Raw genomic sequence first — 13,343 nt, forward strand, 5'->3', positions numbered from 1 at the left:
TATGTTTGACAAACTGCTGCGCTGGCTGCGTGCCCGGCTGGCCGAGCTGTTCGGCGATGCGGCCGACACGGCTGACATTGCCCTGAGCGGCCCGATGGAGAACGCGCTGCATTTGTGGGCGCAGATGTACGAGACCGGCGGCCCCTGGTGCAATGCCGAGAGCGGGCTGCACAGCCTGTACATCCCGGCGGCGGTGGCGCGGGAATTTGCCCGCCTGGTGACGATGGAACTTGCTGTCAGTGTGACCGGCTCGCCCCGGGCGGACTTTTTGGCGGCGCAGCTGGCACCGTTCCTGGATGAGCTGCCCAATCACACCGAGATCGCCTGTGCGCTGGGCGGGGCGGTGTTCAAGCCCTATGTCAGCGGCGGGCGGCTGGTAGTGGATGTGGTGCAGGGGGATTGCTTCTTCCCCACCGCTTTTGACACATCGGGGCGGCTGGTGGGGGCCGTGTTCAGCGAGCAGATCAAGCGCCGCGGCACGATCTACACCCGGCTGGAACGCCACGAGTTCACCGCCGGGACGGAAGTTATCCGCAACAAGGCGTTTGCCAGCAGCACTACGGCGGCACTGGGCAGCGAGATACCGCTGACCGATGTGTCCGAGTGGGCCGACATTGCCCCCGAGGTGACGCTGACGGATTTGCAGCGGCCGCTGTTCGCGTATTTCCGCATTCCGCTGGCAAACCGCAATGACCGGCACAGCCCGCTGGGGGCGTCGGTCTATGGGTTGGCGGCGGGGAACATCCGCGATGCCGACGAGCAGTACGGCCGCCTGCTGTGGGAGTACGAGGGCGGCCAGCTGGCCGTGGATGTGGATGCGGCGGCCCTGCGCCCTACCGAGAACGGCGGCCAGCAGATGGACCAGCGTGGCAAACGGCTGTACCGGGGCGGCATTACCGGCAACGTGGGCGACCGGCCGCTGTTCAACGTGTTTGCTCCGGCGCTGCGGGATGAAAGCTACCTGCGCGGGCTGGACAGCGCCTTAAAGCGCATTGAGTTCCAGTGCGGGCTTGCCTACGGCACGCTGAGCGACCCGCAGAACGTGGACAAGACCGCCACCGAGGTGCTTGCCAGCAAGCAGCGCAGCTATGCCACGGTGAGGAGCATCCAGCACGCGCTGCAATGTGCGCTGGACGATTTGCTATACGCCATGAACGCCTACGCAGACCTGTACGGCCTGTGCCCGGCGGGCGATTGGTCGCTTGCCTGTGACTGGGATGATTCCATTGTGAACGCCCCCGGCGAGCGCAAGGCGCTGTTCTGGGGCTATGTGCAGGCGGGCAAGTTCCCCTTTGCACGGTATCTGGTGGAGTTTGAGGGCTACACCGAGGAAGAGGCCGCCGCCATTGTGGCCGCTGCAGACGCCGAAAACGGCGGCGGTGATACGCTGACCTTTGGCGGTGCGTGATGCTGGGGCCGGAGTATCTGGCACAGCTGCCGGACGCGCTGTGCAGCCTGTGGCGGCAGGTCGAGGACGACATCCTGCGGGACATTGCCCGGCGCATCACAGCGGCAGACGGCATGACCGAGACAGCGGTCTGGCAGGCGCAGCGGATGGAACTGCTGCGCACGGTGCAGAACGATACTGTCAACACGCTGGCTAAGTACGCCAAGCGCAGCCGCAGCGAGATACGCCGCCTGCTGACCGAGGCGGGCACGGCGACACTGGCCGCCGATGATGCCATCCACCGCGCGGCGGGCAAGGACTCGGTGCCGGTGAATGAATCCCCTGCCCTGCTGGATCTTTTGAATGCCGGATACCGCCAGACCCTGGGCAGCTGGCAAAACCTGACGGCCACGACGGCTGCCACCGTGACCGGCGAGCTGGAACAGCGCCTTGACCGGGCCTGGCTGCAGGTCAGCACCGGGGCGATAGACTACAACACTGCCATCCGCCGGGCCGTGGACGACCTGGCCGACGGCATGAAGTATGTCACCTACCCCACCGGCCACCGGGACACGCTGGAAACTGCAGTGCGCCGCTGTGTGCTGACCGGCGTGAACCAGACCGCCGCCAAGTTGCAGCTGGCCCGCATGGAGGAGCTGGGCTGCGAATTTGTGGAGGTGACAGCCCACGAGGGCGCCCGCCCGAGCCACGCCGTGTGGCAGGGGAAGATTTACCACATAGGTGGTGCCGTCACATTGGACGGCGTGCGGTACGAGGACTTTGCCAAGGCCACCGGCTACGGCACCGGCGCGGGGCTGTGCGGGTGGAATTGCCGACACAATTTCTACCCCTACTGGCCGGGCATCAGCGTACCGAATTACACGGAAACGCGGCTGGCCGCGCTGAACGCCAAGTGTGTGACCTACGGTGGAAAGCAGTACACCCGGTACGAGATCAGCCAGATGCGGCGTGATTTGGAGCGCCGGGTGCGGAAGTACCAGCGGCGCTTTCTGGCTGAGGACGCCGCCGGGGTGGATACCGGGCCGACGGCAGTCAAGCTGAAAGCCGCGCGGAAGGCGCTGACTGCGTTTGTGCAGGATACTGACGGCAAGCAGGACGAAGGGCGAACGCGGTTGCAATCTGCCCGAAACAATGCTATACTGAAAGAAACCAGCGGCAGTTACAAGGAAATCACGATGCAGAGCATCCAGAATGTTCAGCCGTTTGCCTGTGAGACTTTGGACGCCGCGGGCAGCCGTGCGTTGGCAAACGCGCACAAGAAGCTGCTGCTGGAAGCCCGCAAAGTGCCGCTTGGCGTGGAAAAGGCCCGCTGCTATGGGCTGGATATGCAGCCGTTGGGCGGGTATTATACCGGTGAGCAGGCCGGAAGTGTTCGCATTTCGAATTTTAGTGAGCCGTATATTGCGATACACAACCATCCCAGCGGACTGACGTTCTCGCCGGGCGATATTCTTGGCTTTGCGCACAGGGATTCTATGCAGATGCTGACGGTCGTCGGCAATGATGGCACTGTATATGCGTTGGAAAAAACAGCTGCAACCAATTCCTGCTTGCTGAAAAAGGCAGCATTGTCGTTATACGATGCGGCGAATGACCCTTCGCTGACGCGGCAGGCTATAATGAATCTTGTTACTCATTTTCTTGGAGAGGTTGCGCAATATGGAGTCCACTATTACGCCGGAAGAGATTGAAAAAATGAAGGCGTTCCTGAAAGAACATCCTGTCGACCCGCAGTATGATGGGCTGCTGGATGGGGACATTCCGACCGAACAAGCGCATGCGCTGATTTATGAATCTCTGCTGAAACAACTTGGCGAACTCCCCGAATAACAACCCTACACAAAACCACGATGCGAACCGCACCGTGGCTTTTTTATGCCTACCTTTGGCTGCATGAGGCCGGGGCGGGCAATTTTTATACCCTTTTGCCCGGATGCGGCAGGGCTTACAGGGCCGCACAGACGGTGACGGCGACCACCTTAAAACGCCTATCTGACACCCTACACAGGAGGTAAAACCCATGAAAACCGAAGAACTCAAAGCACTGGGCCTGACGGATGACCAGGTGCAGCGTGTGTTTGCGCTGCACGGTGCCGACGTCAACCGCGAGAAGCAGGCCGCCGCCACGGCTGTGGCCGAGCGTGACACCCTGCGCAGCCAGCTGGCCGACGCCAATAAGAAACTGGAAGGCTACGACCCGGACTGGAAACAGAAAGCCGCCGACACCCAGCAGGCTGCTGACGAGAAGATCGCCGCATTGCAGGCCGGGTATGCGGCCCAGAACGCTGCCGCCGGGCTGAAATTTACCAGCGAGAGCGCGAGGAAAGCCTTTTTGGCCGACCTGAACGCCAAGAAGCTGCCCTTGCAGGATGGTTCCCTGCTGGGCTTTGACGACTTTGTGAAGAACTACAAGGAAAGCGACCCTTCGGCCTTTGCCGCCGAGGTGACGCCCCCGCGCTTTGCGGCGGGCACGCCCGGCAGCCCGGTACAGCCGACCGGCCGCGAACAGGCCAATGCAGCGCTGCGTGCTGCGTTTGGCAATGGAAAGGAGTAAAAAATTATGCCGAATGTCATTGATCGTTCCCGCGCCGAGGCGCTGATCCGCGAGCAGGTCGTGCCGACCATCTTCCAGGATGCGCCGAAAAATTCCACCGTCATGCAACTGGGCCGCAAGCTGCCCAACATGACCAGCAAGCAGACCCGCGTGCCGGTGCTGTCCATGCTGCCGCTGGCCTACTGGGTCAACGGCGATACCGGCTTCAAGCAGACGTCCCGCCAGGCGTGGGAGAACGTCTACCTGACCGCCGCCGAGCTGGCCGTCATCGTGCCCATCCCGGAAGCGGTGCTGGCGGATGCGGACTTTGATATCCTGGGTGAGGTCACGCCCCGCGTCAATGAGGCGGTGGGTATGCGCGTGGACCAGGCTGTTCTGTTTGGCATCAACCGCCCGGCGGAGTGGCAGAACGATATCATCACCGCTGCACGCCAGGCGGGTAACAACGTATCCGGCGGCATCACCTACGACACCCTGATGGGCGAGGACGGCCTGCTGAGCAAGGTCGAGAACTGCGGCTATGCGGTGGACGGCGTTGTGGCGGCCATGACCGCCAAGGCGTCGCTGCGCGGCATCAAGGACGAGAACGGCCACCCGCTGTACACCAAGGATATGCAGGGCGCGACCCCCTACGCGCTGGACGGTGCGCCGATGTTCTTCCCCGAGAATGGCAGCTTTGACACCAGCGTGGCCCGCATGGTGGCGGGCAACTTCAAGCAGCTGGTCTATGCCATTCGCCAGGATATCGACGTGAAGATCCTTGACCAGGCGGTCATCCAGGATCCGGCCACCAAGGAGATCGTCTTTAACCTGGCCCAGCAGGATATGATCGCGCTGCGCGTGACCTTCCGCATGGGCTGGGCGCTGCCGAACCCCGCCACCCGCCTGAACGACGGCCGCGTGAACGTGCCCTTTGCCTACATCGAGGCCGCCACTGCCTACACCACCCAGAGCGTGACCTTTACGGTCAAGAGCGCGTCCAAGGCGGTGGAGGGCGCTGCCGTCAACGTGAACGGTTCCATCAAGAAAACCGGCGCGGACGGCACGGCGGTGTTTGACCTGCGTGCGGGCGATTATCCGTACAGCGTGCAGGCCGACGGCTGCCGCCCCACCACCGGCACTGTGACGGTGGCGGATGCTGCCGTGCCGGTCGCTGTGACGCTGGCCAAAGCGTAAGGAGGCCCGGAGAATGTATGCGGATTTTACCTACTATACGAGCGCCTACTGCGGCGCTCTGCTGACGAAGGAGACATTTCCGGCGGCAGAGCGGCAGGCTGCGGCCTACATCGATTGCCTGACCTTTGGGCGATTGCAGCGGGGCGCTACGGTGGATGACGCCGTAAAGAAAGCTGTCTGCGCTGTGGCGGAGATTGTGGACCGCTACACCCGCGCCCGGGCCGAGCGCCCGGCGGGGCTGAGTGCCGCCAACACCGACGGCGAATCGGAGAGCTACCGCTCGGACGCAGAACTGGCGGCAGATTTTGCCCGCGAGAAGCTGGACGCGGCAGACCTATACCTGCCGCGCAGCCACCCGCTGCGCTATGCGGGGGTGCTGTGATGCTGCACTGCGATAAGACGGTGACGCTGACCCACCGCACCTTTGACCCTGACACCGGCGGCGACCGGGAGACCGTGACCGAGCTGCGCGGTGTACACTGGTACGCCCAGCACAAGGCCGCGGCGGACAACGGCCTGCGGGCCGCATTGAGCGTGAAATGCCGTATCCCGCCCGGTGCGCTGGGGGATGCGGCCCTGCCGGCGCCCGGTGATACACTGACCTGCGGCGCTGTGGCCGTGACGGTGGTGGATGTACACGACAACCGCGGCGGGGCCATTGGGCATGTGTATGTGGAGGGCCAGGGATGAGGCTTGCGGGGATGCTCCCTCCGGCCGCCCAGGGCGGCCACCTCCCAGCAGGCGGAGGAGGCTGAAATGAAGATACGCTATGATGCAAAACTTGACCTGGACGACCTGACGGATGCACTGGAAAAGCGCGGGTTATGCCCGGGCGGCAAGGTGCAGAGGGTCGTTGACAGCGAGGTGCTGCGCTACTGTGACCCCAAGGTTCCCTTTGCCACCGGCACGCTGAAGCACAGCGGCATCACGGCCAGCACGGTGGGTGACGGCCTGCTGGTGTACGCAACACCCTACGCCCGGTATCTTTACTACGGCGAGGTGTACGGCCCGAACATCCCGATTTTTAAGGACGGCGTGTTGGCAGGGTTTGTCTCGCCGCCCACCAAGCATCCCACAGGCCGGGCGTTGACCTACAACGGTGCGCCGGAGCGCGGGGCGTTCTGGTTTGAACGCGCCATGGCGGAACACCGAGAGGATGTTGTGCGGGTCGCTGCGGCCGCTGCCGGAGGGAGGGCCGGAAAATGAATGTACTGGACGCCACGCGAAAGTGGCTGCGGGACGAGTGCCCGCTGATCGACCGGGGCAACCGCTTCAACGCCAACTATCTGGGCGCGGATGCTACCGAGTACACGCTGCGCACCAGCGGCGAGAGCCACCGCCAAAACCTGTGGGGTGCAGATATTGCCACCCACGACCTGGTGTTTGAGGCGGTCATGCCCTACGGCACGGCCACGGCCCCGAACATTGCAGCGGCAGACTTTTTTGCCGGGCTTTCGGCCTGGGTGCGGGGCGCAGCGGCGGCCCACAACTGCCCCACTGTGCCCGGTTATGAGGTGGACAGCCTGACCGTGAGCAACGCGGGGCTTATCACCACAGCCACCGCCGCCACAGCGCGATACCAGCTGCAGATCAAGCTGGTTTTGAAAGAGAGGTAACGAATATGAAAATCGAACGCAAATACATGGCCCACTACCTGAACGCGAACTTTGCCAACGACGACGGCACGGCCGGTTATGTGCGCCTGGGCCAGGACCTGGAGGAATACAGCCCCGAGCTGTCCGCCAACGTCGAGAAGAAAAACAACATCCTGGGCAACACCACCGTCACCATCGACAGCTACCAGAAGCAGGGCGAGGTCAGCCCCTACTATGCCGAGAAGGGTGACCCGCTGTTTGAAAAATTGCAGACCATCATCGACGGTGATCTGGTGCTGGACGACCTGAAAACCGACATCGTCGAGGTCAAGCTCTGGGGCGAGGCGAGCGCCGGTGCCTACCCTGCCGTTAAGGAAGAGTGCTACATCGAGGTATCCAGCTACGGCGGCGACACCACTGGCTACCAGATCCCCTTCAACGTGCATTACACCGGCGTCAAGACCAAGGGCACGTTTGACGTGAGCCAAAAGACCTTTACCCCGGAATAAAGGAGGCACTGCACTATGAAACTGACACTGGACCGCGGCCTGAAAAGCTACGATATCGAGGACGCTGACGGCACGCCGCTGGGCACCATCTATGTCAACCCCGCTGACCTGGGCATTGCCGCCCGGCTGGACGAGGCCCGCAAGGCCGTACAGGCGCTGGCAGATGGGCTGGGCGACGATGTGGACGCCGAGAAGATCAGCGACGTTGACCGGCAGATCAAGGAGCAGGTCAACTACATCTTTGGCAGTGACGCATCGGCTGTGTTCTTCAAGGGAACGTCGGCGCTGGCACTCTGTGATGACGGCGCACTGCTGCTGGAAAAGGTGTTCAGCGCCTTTGCACCTATCATCGAGGACGCCGTGGGCGACGCCATGAAGGCCAGCCGGAAGCGGATGGAAAAGTACACCGCCGCGTATGCCACACCGGACAAGGGCCTGGCCCCCGGCCAGCAGGCGTGAGCGCCTGGAATTTACCCACCACCGTGGAGGTTGCCGGGCGGGCGTTTGCCATACGCACGGACTTCCGCGCGGTGCTGGATGCGCTGGCGGCCCTGGCCGACCCGGAACTGACCCGGCAGGAACAGTATATGGCCTGTTTGCAGATACTCTACCCGCGCTGGCAGGAGCTGCCCGACGCCAACGAGGCGCTGCGGGCGGCTTTTGTTTTTATCAACGGCGGCAAAGAGGAAGAAGCCCGCGGTCCCCTGCCCCGCCTGGTGGACTGGGAGCAGGATGCCGCCCTGATTGCGCCCGCTGTGGACAAGGTGCTGGGTTATAGCTGCCGCCGGTGCGATTACCTGCACTGGTGGGAGTTTTTGGGGGCGTTCTACGGTATCGGCGATGGGTTGTTTGCGCAGGTGGTCAGTATCCGCAGCAAGCGGGCCAAGGGTAAAAAGCTGAACGACCAAGAACGCGAGTTTGCGAGAGAAAACGCCATCCTTATCAAAATCCGCGCCCCCGAGAGCGCCGAGGATAAGGCGGAGAAGGAAAGATTACTGGAATTGCTGGGGAGGTGAAGCTATGGCCGACGGTTCGATCATCATTGATGCCCGCATCAACAAAAAGGGTGCGGAGGCCGAATTGCAGGCATTGCAGGCTAAAGCCAAGAGCACGGCGCAGCAGATCGCGGCGGTGGATAAGCAGCTGGGCGGTGAGACAAAGCGGCGAAACACCCTGCGGGACGATCTGGAAGCAGCCCGCCAGAAGGCCAGCGAGACCGCCGCCGCGCTGGAAGAGGTAAACGCCCGGCTGGATGCGGGGCGAAAATCTAAGTTCGGTGTGACCAATACCGCCGATGAAGCGCTGAGCAACAAGCTGGCCGCCCAGCTGAACGCGCAGGATGCCAAAGCCCGCGAGATTGAGGCAGACTACCGCGCCCAAAACAGCACTGTAAAGACCTTGCAGCAGCGCCATACCGACCTGATCGCCCAGCTGGAACGCGAGCAGCAGGCCGCACAGGCGCAGGGCAATAGGGTCGCCAACGCCGACCGTATCCGGGCAGCTGCCGAGGCGGCGGGTGCATTGGCCGAGAAACTGACTCGGGCGGCCCTGACCAGCGGCACACTGCAAAAAGCGTTGCACACAGTGGGGACTGTTGGGCAGAAGGCGTTTGCCTGGGTGGGCGGCAAGGCGCAGGCGGTCCGGGACCGGATTGCCCAGGCGGCCCAGAGCGCGGCACAGTTCCGCAGCCGGGTCGCACGGCTGGTGTCCGGCGCACTGGTGTTCAATGTGCTGTCATCCGGCCTGCGCACGCTGACAAGCTGGATGGGGACGGCGCTGCTGTCCTCGTCCCAGCTGCGGGCGGCGCTGGGCAATTTGCAGGGCGCAGCGTCCACAGCGGCGGCTCCCCTGTTGGCGGTGCTGGTGCCCGCCTTGACAGCGCTTGCCAATGCGGCGGCCATGGTGTTCAGCTACATTGCGCGGCTGGTGGCGTTTTTTACCGGCAAGACCATCAGCGCCAGCGCGAGTGCAGCCAAGGCCATGGGCGGCGTGGGCAAAGCGGCGGGCGGTACGGCGAAAAAGGTCAAGGACGCCAACGGCGAGCTGGCCGCCTTTGATGAGCTGAACGTGCTGAACAAGAAATCCGACGAGGACAACGGCGGTTCCGGCGGGGGCGGCGGCAGTGCGGGCGACATTGTGCCCGACTACGATTTTACCGCGGAAAGCCCCTTTCTGGACAGCATCCTGGACGCGGTGGAGGCGGGCGACTGGTACAAGGTCGGCCAGCTCATCGGCGAGAAGCTGCGGGACAGCCTGAACGCCATCCCCTGGCCGGACATCCAGGATAAGGCCGTACAGTGGGCCACGAACCTTGCCACGATGCTGAACGGCATTGTGGAGACACCGGGGCTGTGGGAGGCCATCGGCCACACGCTGGCCCAGGGGCTGAACACGGCGCTGCTGTTCTACGACACCTTTATGCAGACGTTCCACTGGGCCAGCCTGGGCGCGGGCCTGGCTGCCGGGCTGACCCAGGCCATTGCGGAGATACAGTGGGACACGCTGGGCCGCGCCCTGACCGATGGGATGCGGGCGGCTATCGTGACGCTGTACAACTTTACGATGACCTTTACCGGCTGGACGGATTTGGGCAACGGCATTGCCGCCTGCCTGAATGCCGCCATCAACAACATCCCCTGGCAGGAGACCGCCGTCGGCATGAGCAAGCTGGTCATCGGCCTGCTGAACACGCTGATTGCCGCCGTGCAGGGCACGGACTGGACGACCTTTGGGCAGAATGTGGTCGGGATGATAGGCTCGCTTGACTGGGCGGGGCTATTCGCCGCGTTAAGCACGCTGTCTGTGGCGGTGCTGACCGCCATCAACGATATCCTGGGCCAGGTGGATTGGGCCGCCGTAGGCACCACACTGGTGGGCTGCCTGCAAGCCATTGACTGGGCGGGCCTGCTGACCCAGGCAGGCACGTTTATCGCCAACAGCTGGCCGGTGATGCTGGCTGCACTGGCGGCCAGTCTGCTGCCGCAGCTGGGGGCCTTTATCCTCGGGACGGTGCTGCCGTCTCTGGTGGGGCATCTCGTCACGCTGGGCGCAACGCTGCTGGGCCAGGCTGTCACCTGGCTGACCGGGACGCTGCTGCCCGCTATTATGAGCGGGTTGTCGGCCCTGATTACGGCGATTGTGGGGGCTATCGGCCTGTGGCCTGCCGTTCTGCTGGCTGTGCTGGCAGTGTTGGCGGCGGCCATTATCGCGTATCTGGTGACGCACTGGGAGGAGATCAAGCAGAAATTCAGCGAGACTTGCGAGATGTTGACCGAGAAGATGCGCAGCGCGGGCGAGAATCTGAAAGCCATCTGGAACGCATTCTGGCTGACGATTAAGCTCATCGGTATGCAGATTTGGGAGAATATTACCACTGCCTGGAGCAATTTTTGGCAGGGGCTGCACCGGTTGCTGAACAGTGCCGGTGCGGCGCTGCAATCGGCCTGGTCGTCGGCCTGGACGGCGCTGGGCAACACGGTAAAGAAAATCTGGGATGGCATTGTCGGGACGATAAAGACCGCGGTCAACAGCGTGATTTCTCTCGTCAACGGTATGATCTCGGCTGTGGTTGGCGGCGTGAACGCCGTCATCGGGGTGCTGAACGGATTCTCCTTCGACGTGCCGGAGTTTGCGCAGGGTGCGCTGGGCACGGCGAAAATCGGTTTCAACATCGACCCTATCACTGCGCCGCAGATACCCTACCTGGCACAGGGTGCGGTCATTCCGGCCAACCATGAATTTTTAGCCGTGCTGGGCGACCAGACCAATGGCACAAACGTCGAGGCCCCGCTGGAGACCATCCAGGAGGCGCTGGCGGAGGTGTTGGCCGCCCAGGGCGGACAGGATATCACAATCCGCTTTGCGGGCGACCTGGCGCAGCTGGTGCGGCTGCTGAACCCCTACATCGACAAGGAAAACAACCGTCGCGGAGCGCGGCTGGTGAGCGGAGGTGTGTACTGATGGTCATTGTGGATGGCATTGGCTACGACATTGACGTGCTGCATCTGAAACGAACTGCCGATTTTCTCGACAAATACGCCGAGCGCACGGAATCCGGCGATTTGAAGCGCGAGCTGATCGGCGTGTACTTCAACTACAAGCTAGAGCTGGGGCCAGGCATCAAGCCGGACGAATATGCCCGGTTCTGGCGCAAGCTGACGGAGCCGGTGGAGTTTCACACCGTCACGGTGCCCGACGAGGCGGGCGACTACACGTTCAAAGCGTACTTCTCCAACGTGGGCGACGAGCTGCTGCGCAAGAAGGGGGCCAAGAACTACTGGAAGGGTCTGACCGTGAACTTTATCGCGAAGGAACCCGCAAGGACGTAAGGAGGCGGACAAATGCGCACCAACACGCGCGTGGAATTTGGCCTGTACGACGTGACGGCCCGGGGTGACAGCAACCCCGTCTGCGACGCAGCACAGCCGTTCTGCCGTCTGCGCCGTGACCTGCTGGTGGAGGCTGCCCCCAGCCAGGTGAAATACGGCACGCTGGAAAGCCGCCAATGGCTCATGGATGGGAGCTTCTCATTTTTTCCCGAAGTGCCCGAGGCGTACTTCTGGGGACTGTGGAGCGCCGTGCAGTCCGGCGAGAGCGGGGCCTTTGCCGACCCGCCTGTGCTGGATATCCAGTTCAGCCAGGCGCACAGCAGCAGCGGTCTGACGCTGCATTTTTACGGGCCTACCGGGGACTGGGCCAGCAAGCTGAAAATCCAATGGTACGGCGCAGACGGAGGCCTGCTGGCCTCCGCGCTGTTTACGCCTGACGCCGTAGATTTTTACTGTGCCAAGAAGGTAGACCGCTACCGCCGCATCCGGCTAACGTTTTTGGAAACCAACCACCCGGGGCGCTACCTGAAGCTGGCCGGGTTGGACTACGGCGTCTACCTGCACTTTGCAGGGGACGAGATCGTCAAGGCCCATGTGCTGGAGGAATGCGACCCCCTCAGCGCGGAAATCAGCATCAACACGCTGGGCCTGACGCTCTACAACAAGGAAGGGCGCTTCTCCATCCTGAACCCCGAGGGCTACTTTGACGTTTTACAGCACAAGCAAAAGCTGACCGTCTGGGAGGATGTGAGACCCGAGGCACGCAGCACCAGCAGCACGAGTTACTGCATGGGCACGTTCTACCTGTCCGACTGGGAGAACAGCGGTGACACGCTGGCGGACTTTACCGCCGTGGACGCCGTGGGACTGCTGGACGGTGCACCCTACGACGGCGGCGTCTATGACACCACTGCCGGGGCGCTGGCAGCAGACATCCTGGACGGATACAGCTACACCCTGGACGCGGAACTGGCCGCTGAGCGGGTGCAGGGATACCTGGCCGCGGGCACACGGCGGGAGGCTTTACAGCAGTTGGCCTTTGCCGTGGGCGCGGTGGTGGATTGCAGCCGCAGCGACCTGATACGCATTTCTCCTGTCCCGGCCCGGGCCAGCGGTATGATCGCATATGACCGAAAATTCCAGGACGGCAGCAAGGTCACGCTGAATCCCCTGATAACCGCTGTGGCCGTGACAGCCCACCGCTACCAGGCCGAGGATGCCCCCAGCGAACTGTACAAGGACACGCTGGAGCCGGGCACCTACCAGGTCACGTTCAGCGCCCCGGCTGTGGCCGACAGCCTGACCGTGACCGGGGCCACCCTGGCCGGGCGCGGCGTGAACCGCTGCACCCTGACCGTGTCAAAGGCCGGTGAGGTCTGCGTGACCGGGCGAAAGTACGTGGACAGTACGATCATCCTGCGCCGGGCCGCAGCCCACCTGCCGCCCAATGCCCAGGACAACGAACTGACCGTGACGGATGCAACGCTGGTCAGCCCCGACCGGGCTACCGCGGTGGCAAACCGGGTGCTGGACTACTACGCCCAGCGGTACGAGCAGACCTTCCGCATGATCGCAGGGGATGAAAAGCTGGCTGATCGCCTCATCGTGCAGAGCTTCGGCGGCGAGATGGTACGCGGCGTGCTGACCAAGCTGGAATTTGACCTGACCGGCGGCTTTGTGGCAGACGCCAAGGTCGTGGGGCGTAGGCTTTCGGGCACGGCAGCGGCCTACGCCGGGGACGAGATACACGCCGGGGAAAGGAGCCTGATCTAA

The 13,343-nt window shown here is 63.0% G+C and carries 15 protein-coding genes; all 15 read left to right on the plus strand.

Features of this window, described 5'->3' with window-relative positions; all coding sequences use genetic code 11:
• Position 1 precedes the first annotated feature (1 nt).
• Entirely contained in the window at positions 2–1,408 is a 1,407-nt protein-coding gene (locus ACZO0A_RS08135) for a phage portal protein (protein ID WP_302377441.1), read from the plus strand.
• A complete protein-coding gene (locus tag ACZO0A_RS08140; RefSeq protein ID WP_302377443.1) occupies positions 1,408–3,099 on the plus strand; it encodes a phage minor capsid protein in 1,692 nt (563 codons plus the stop codon). Before ACZO0A_RS08135 ends, ACZO0A_RS08140 begins: the two co-directional genes overlap by 1 nt.
• Positions 3,068–3,238: a hypothetical protein gene (locus ACZO0A_RS08145; protein WP_291210526.1), complete on the plus strand. Its 171-nt coding sequence runs from the start codon at positions 3,068–3,070 to the stop codon at positions 3,236–3,238. Before ACZO0A_RS08140 ends, ACZO0A_RS08145 begins: the two co-directional genes overlap by 32 nt.
• A gap of 190 nt (positions 3,239–3,428) precedes the next feature.
• Positions 3,429–3,962: a phage scaffolding protein gene (locus tag ACZO0A_RS08150; RefSeq protein ID WP_302377444.1), complete on the plus strand. Its 534-nt coding sequence runs from the start codon at positions 3,429–3,431 to the stop codon at positions 3,960–3,962.
• A gap of 6 nt (positions 3,963–3,968) precedes the next feature.
• A complete protein-coding gene (locus ACZO0A_RS08155; protein WP_291210640.1) occupies positions 3,969–5,138 on the plus strand; it encodes a phage major capsid protein in 1,170 nt (389 codons plus the stop codon).
• Between the two features lie 13 nt (positions 5,139–5,151).
• A complete protein-coding gene (locus tag ACZO0A_RS08160) occupies positions 5,152–5,520 on the plus strand; it encodes a head-tail connector protein (protein ID WP_291231202.1) in 369 nt (122 codons plus the stop codon).
• Positions 5,520–5,828, plus strand: coding sequence for a DUF6751 family protein (locus ACZO0A_RS08165; RefSeq protein WP_291231203.1), 309 nt, complete (start codon positions 5,520–5,522; stop codon positions 5,826–5,828). The genes ACZO0A_RS08160 and ACZO0A_RS08165 overlap by 1 nt, the downstream gene beginning before the upstream one ends.
• Before the next feature lie 66 nt (positions 5,829–5,894).
• On the plus strand, positions 5,895–6,344 hold the full coding sequence (locus ACZO0A_RS08170) for a minor capsid protein (protein WP_291231204.1): 450 nt from the start codon (positions 5,895–5,897) through the stop codon (positions 6,342–6,344).
• Positions 6,341–6,754, plus strand: coding sequence for a hypothetical protein (locus ACZO0A_RS08175; RefSeq protein ID WP_291210632.1), 414 nt, complete (start codon positions 6,341–6,343; stop codon positions 6,752–6,754). Before ACZO0A_RS08170 ends, ACZO0A_RS08175 begins: the two co-directional genes overlap by 4 nt.
• 5 nt (positions 6,755–6,759) lie before the next feature.
• A complete protein-coding gene (locus ACZO0A_RS08180) occupies positions 6,760–7,242 on the plus strand; it encodes a hypothetical protein (RefSeq protein ID WP_291231205.1) in 483 nt (160 codons plus the stop codon).
• 15 nt (positions 7,243–7,257) lie between these two features.
• Positions 7,258–7,701 carry a hypothetical protein gene (locus ACZO0A_RS08185; protein WP_291231206.1) on the plus strand — a complete coding sequence of 148 codons (444 nt, stop codon included), beginning with the start codon at positions 7,258–7,260 and terminating at the stop codon, positions 7,699–7,701.
• Positions 7,698–8,258, plus strand: a complete 561-nt coding sequence (locus tag ACZO0A_RS08190) for a Gp15 family bacteriophage protein (RefSeq protein ID WP_291231207.1) — start codon at positions 7,698–7,700, stop codon at positions 8,256–8,258. The genes ACZO0A_RS08185 and ACZO0A_RS08190 overlap by 4 nt, the downstream gene beginning before the upstream one ends.
• A 4-nt stretch (positions 8,259–8,262) precedes the next feature.
• Complete coding sequence (locus tag ACZO0A_RS08195) at positions 8,263–11,202, plus strand: hypothetical protein (RefSeq protein ID WP_302377452.1); 2,940 nt, start codon at positions 8,263–8,265, stop codon at positions 11,200–11,202.
• Positions 11,202–11,570, plus strand: a complete 369-nt coding sequence (locus tag ACZO0A_RS08200) for a hypothetical protein (RefSeq protein WP_288672073.1) — start codon at positions 11,202–11,204, stop codon at positions 11,568–11,570. The genes ACZO0A_RS08195 and ACZO0A_RS08200 overlap by 1 nt, the downstream gene beginning before the upstream one ends.
• A 12-nt stretch (positions 11,571–11,582) precedes the next feature.
• Entirely contained in the window at positions 11,583–13,343 is a 1,761-nt protein-coding gene (locus ACZO0A_RS08205) for a hypothetical protein (protein ID WP_486846205.1), read from the plus strand.

The sequence above is a fragment of the Gemmiger sp. genome (assembly GCF_057431175.1).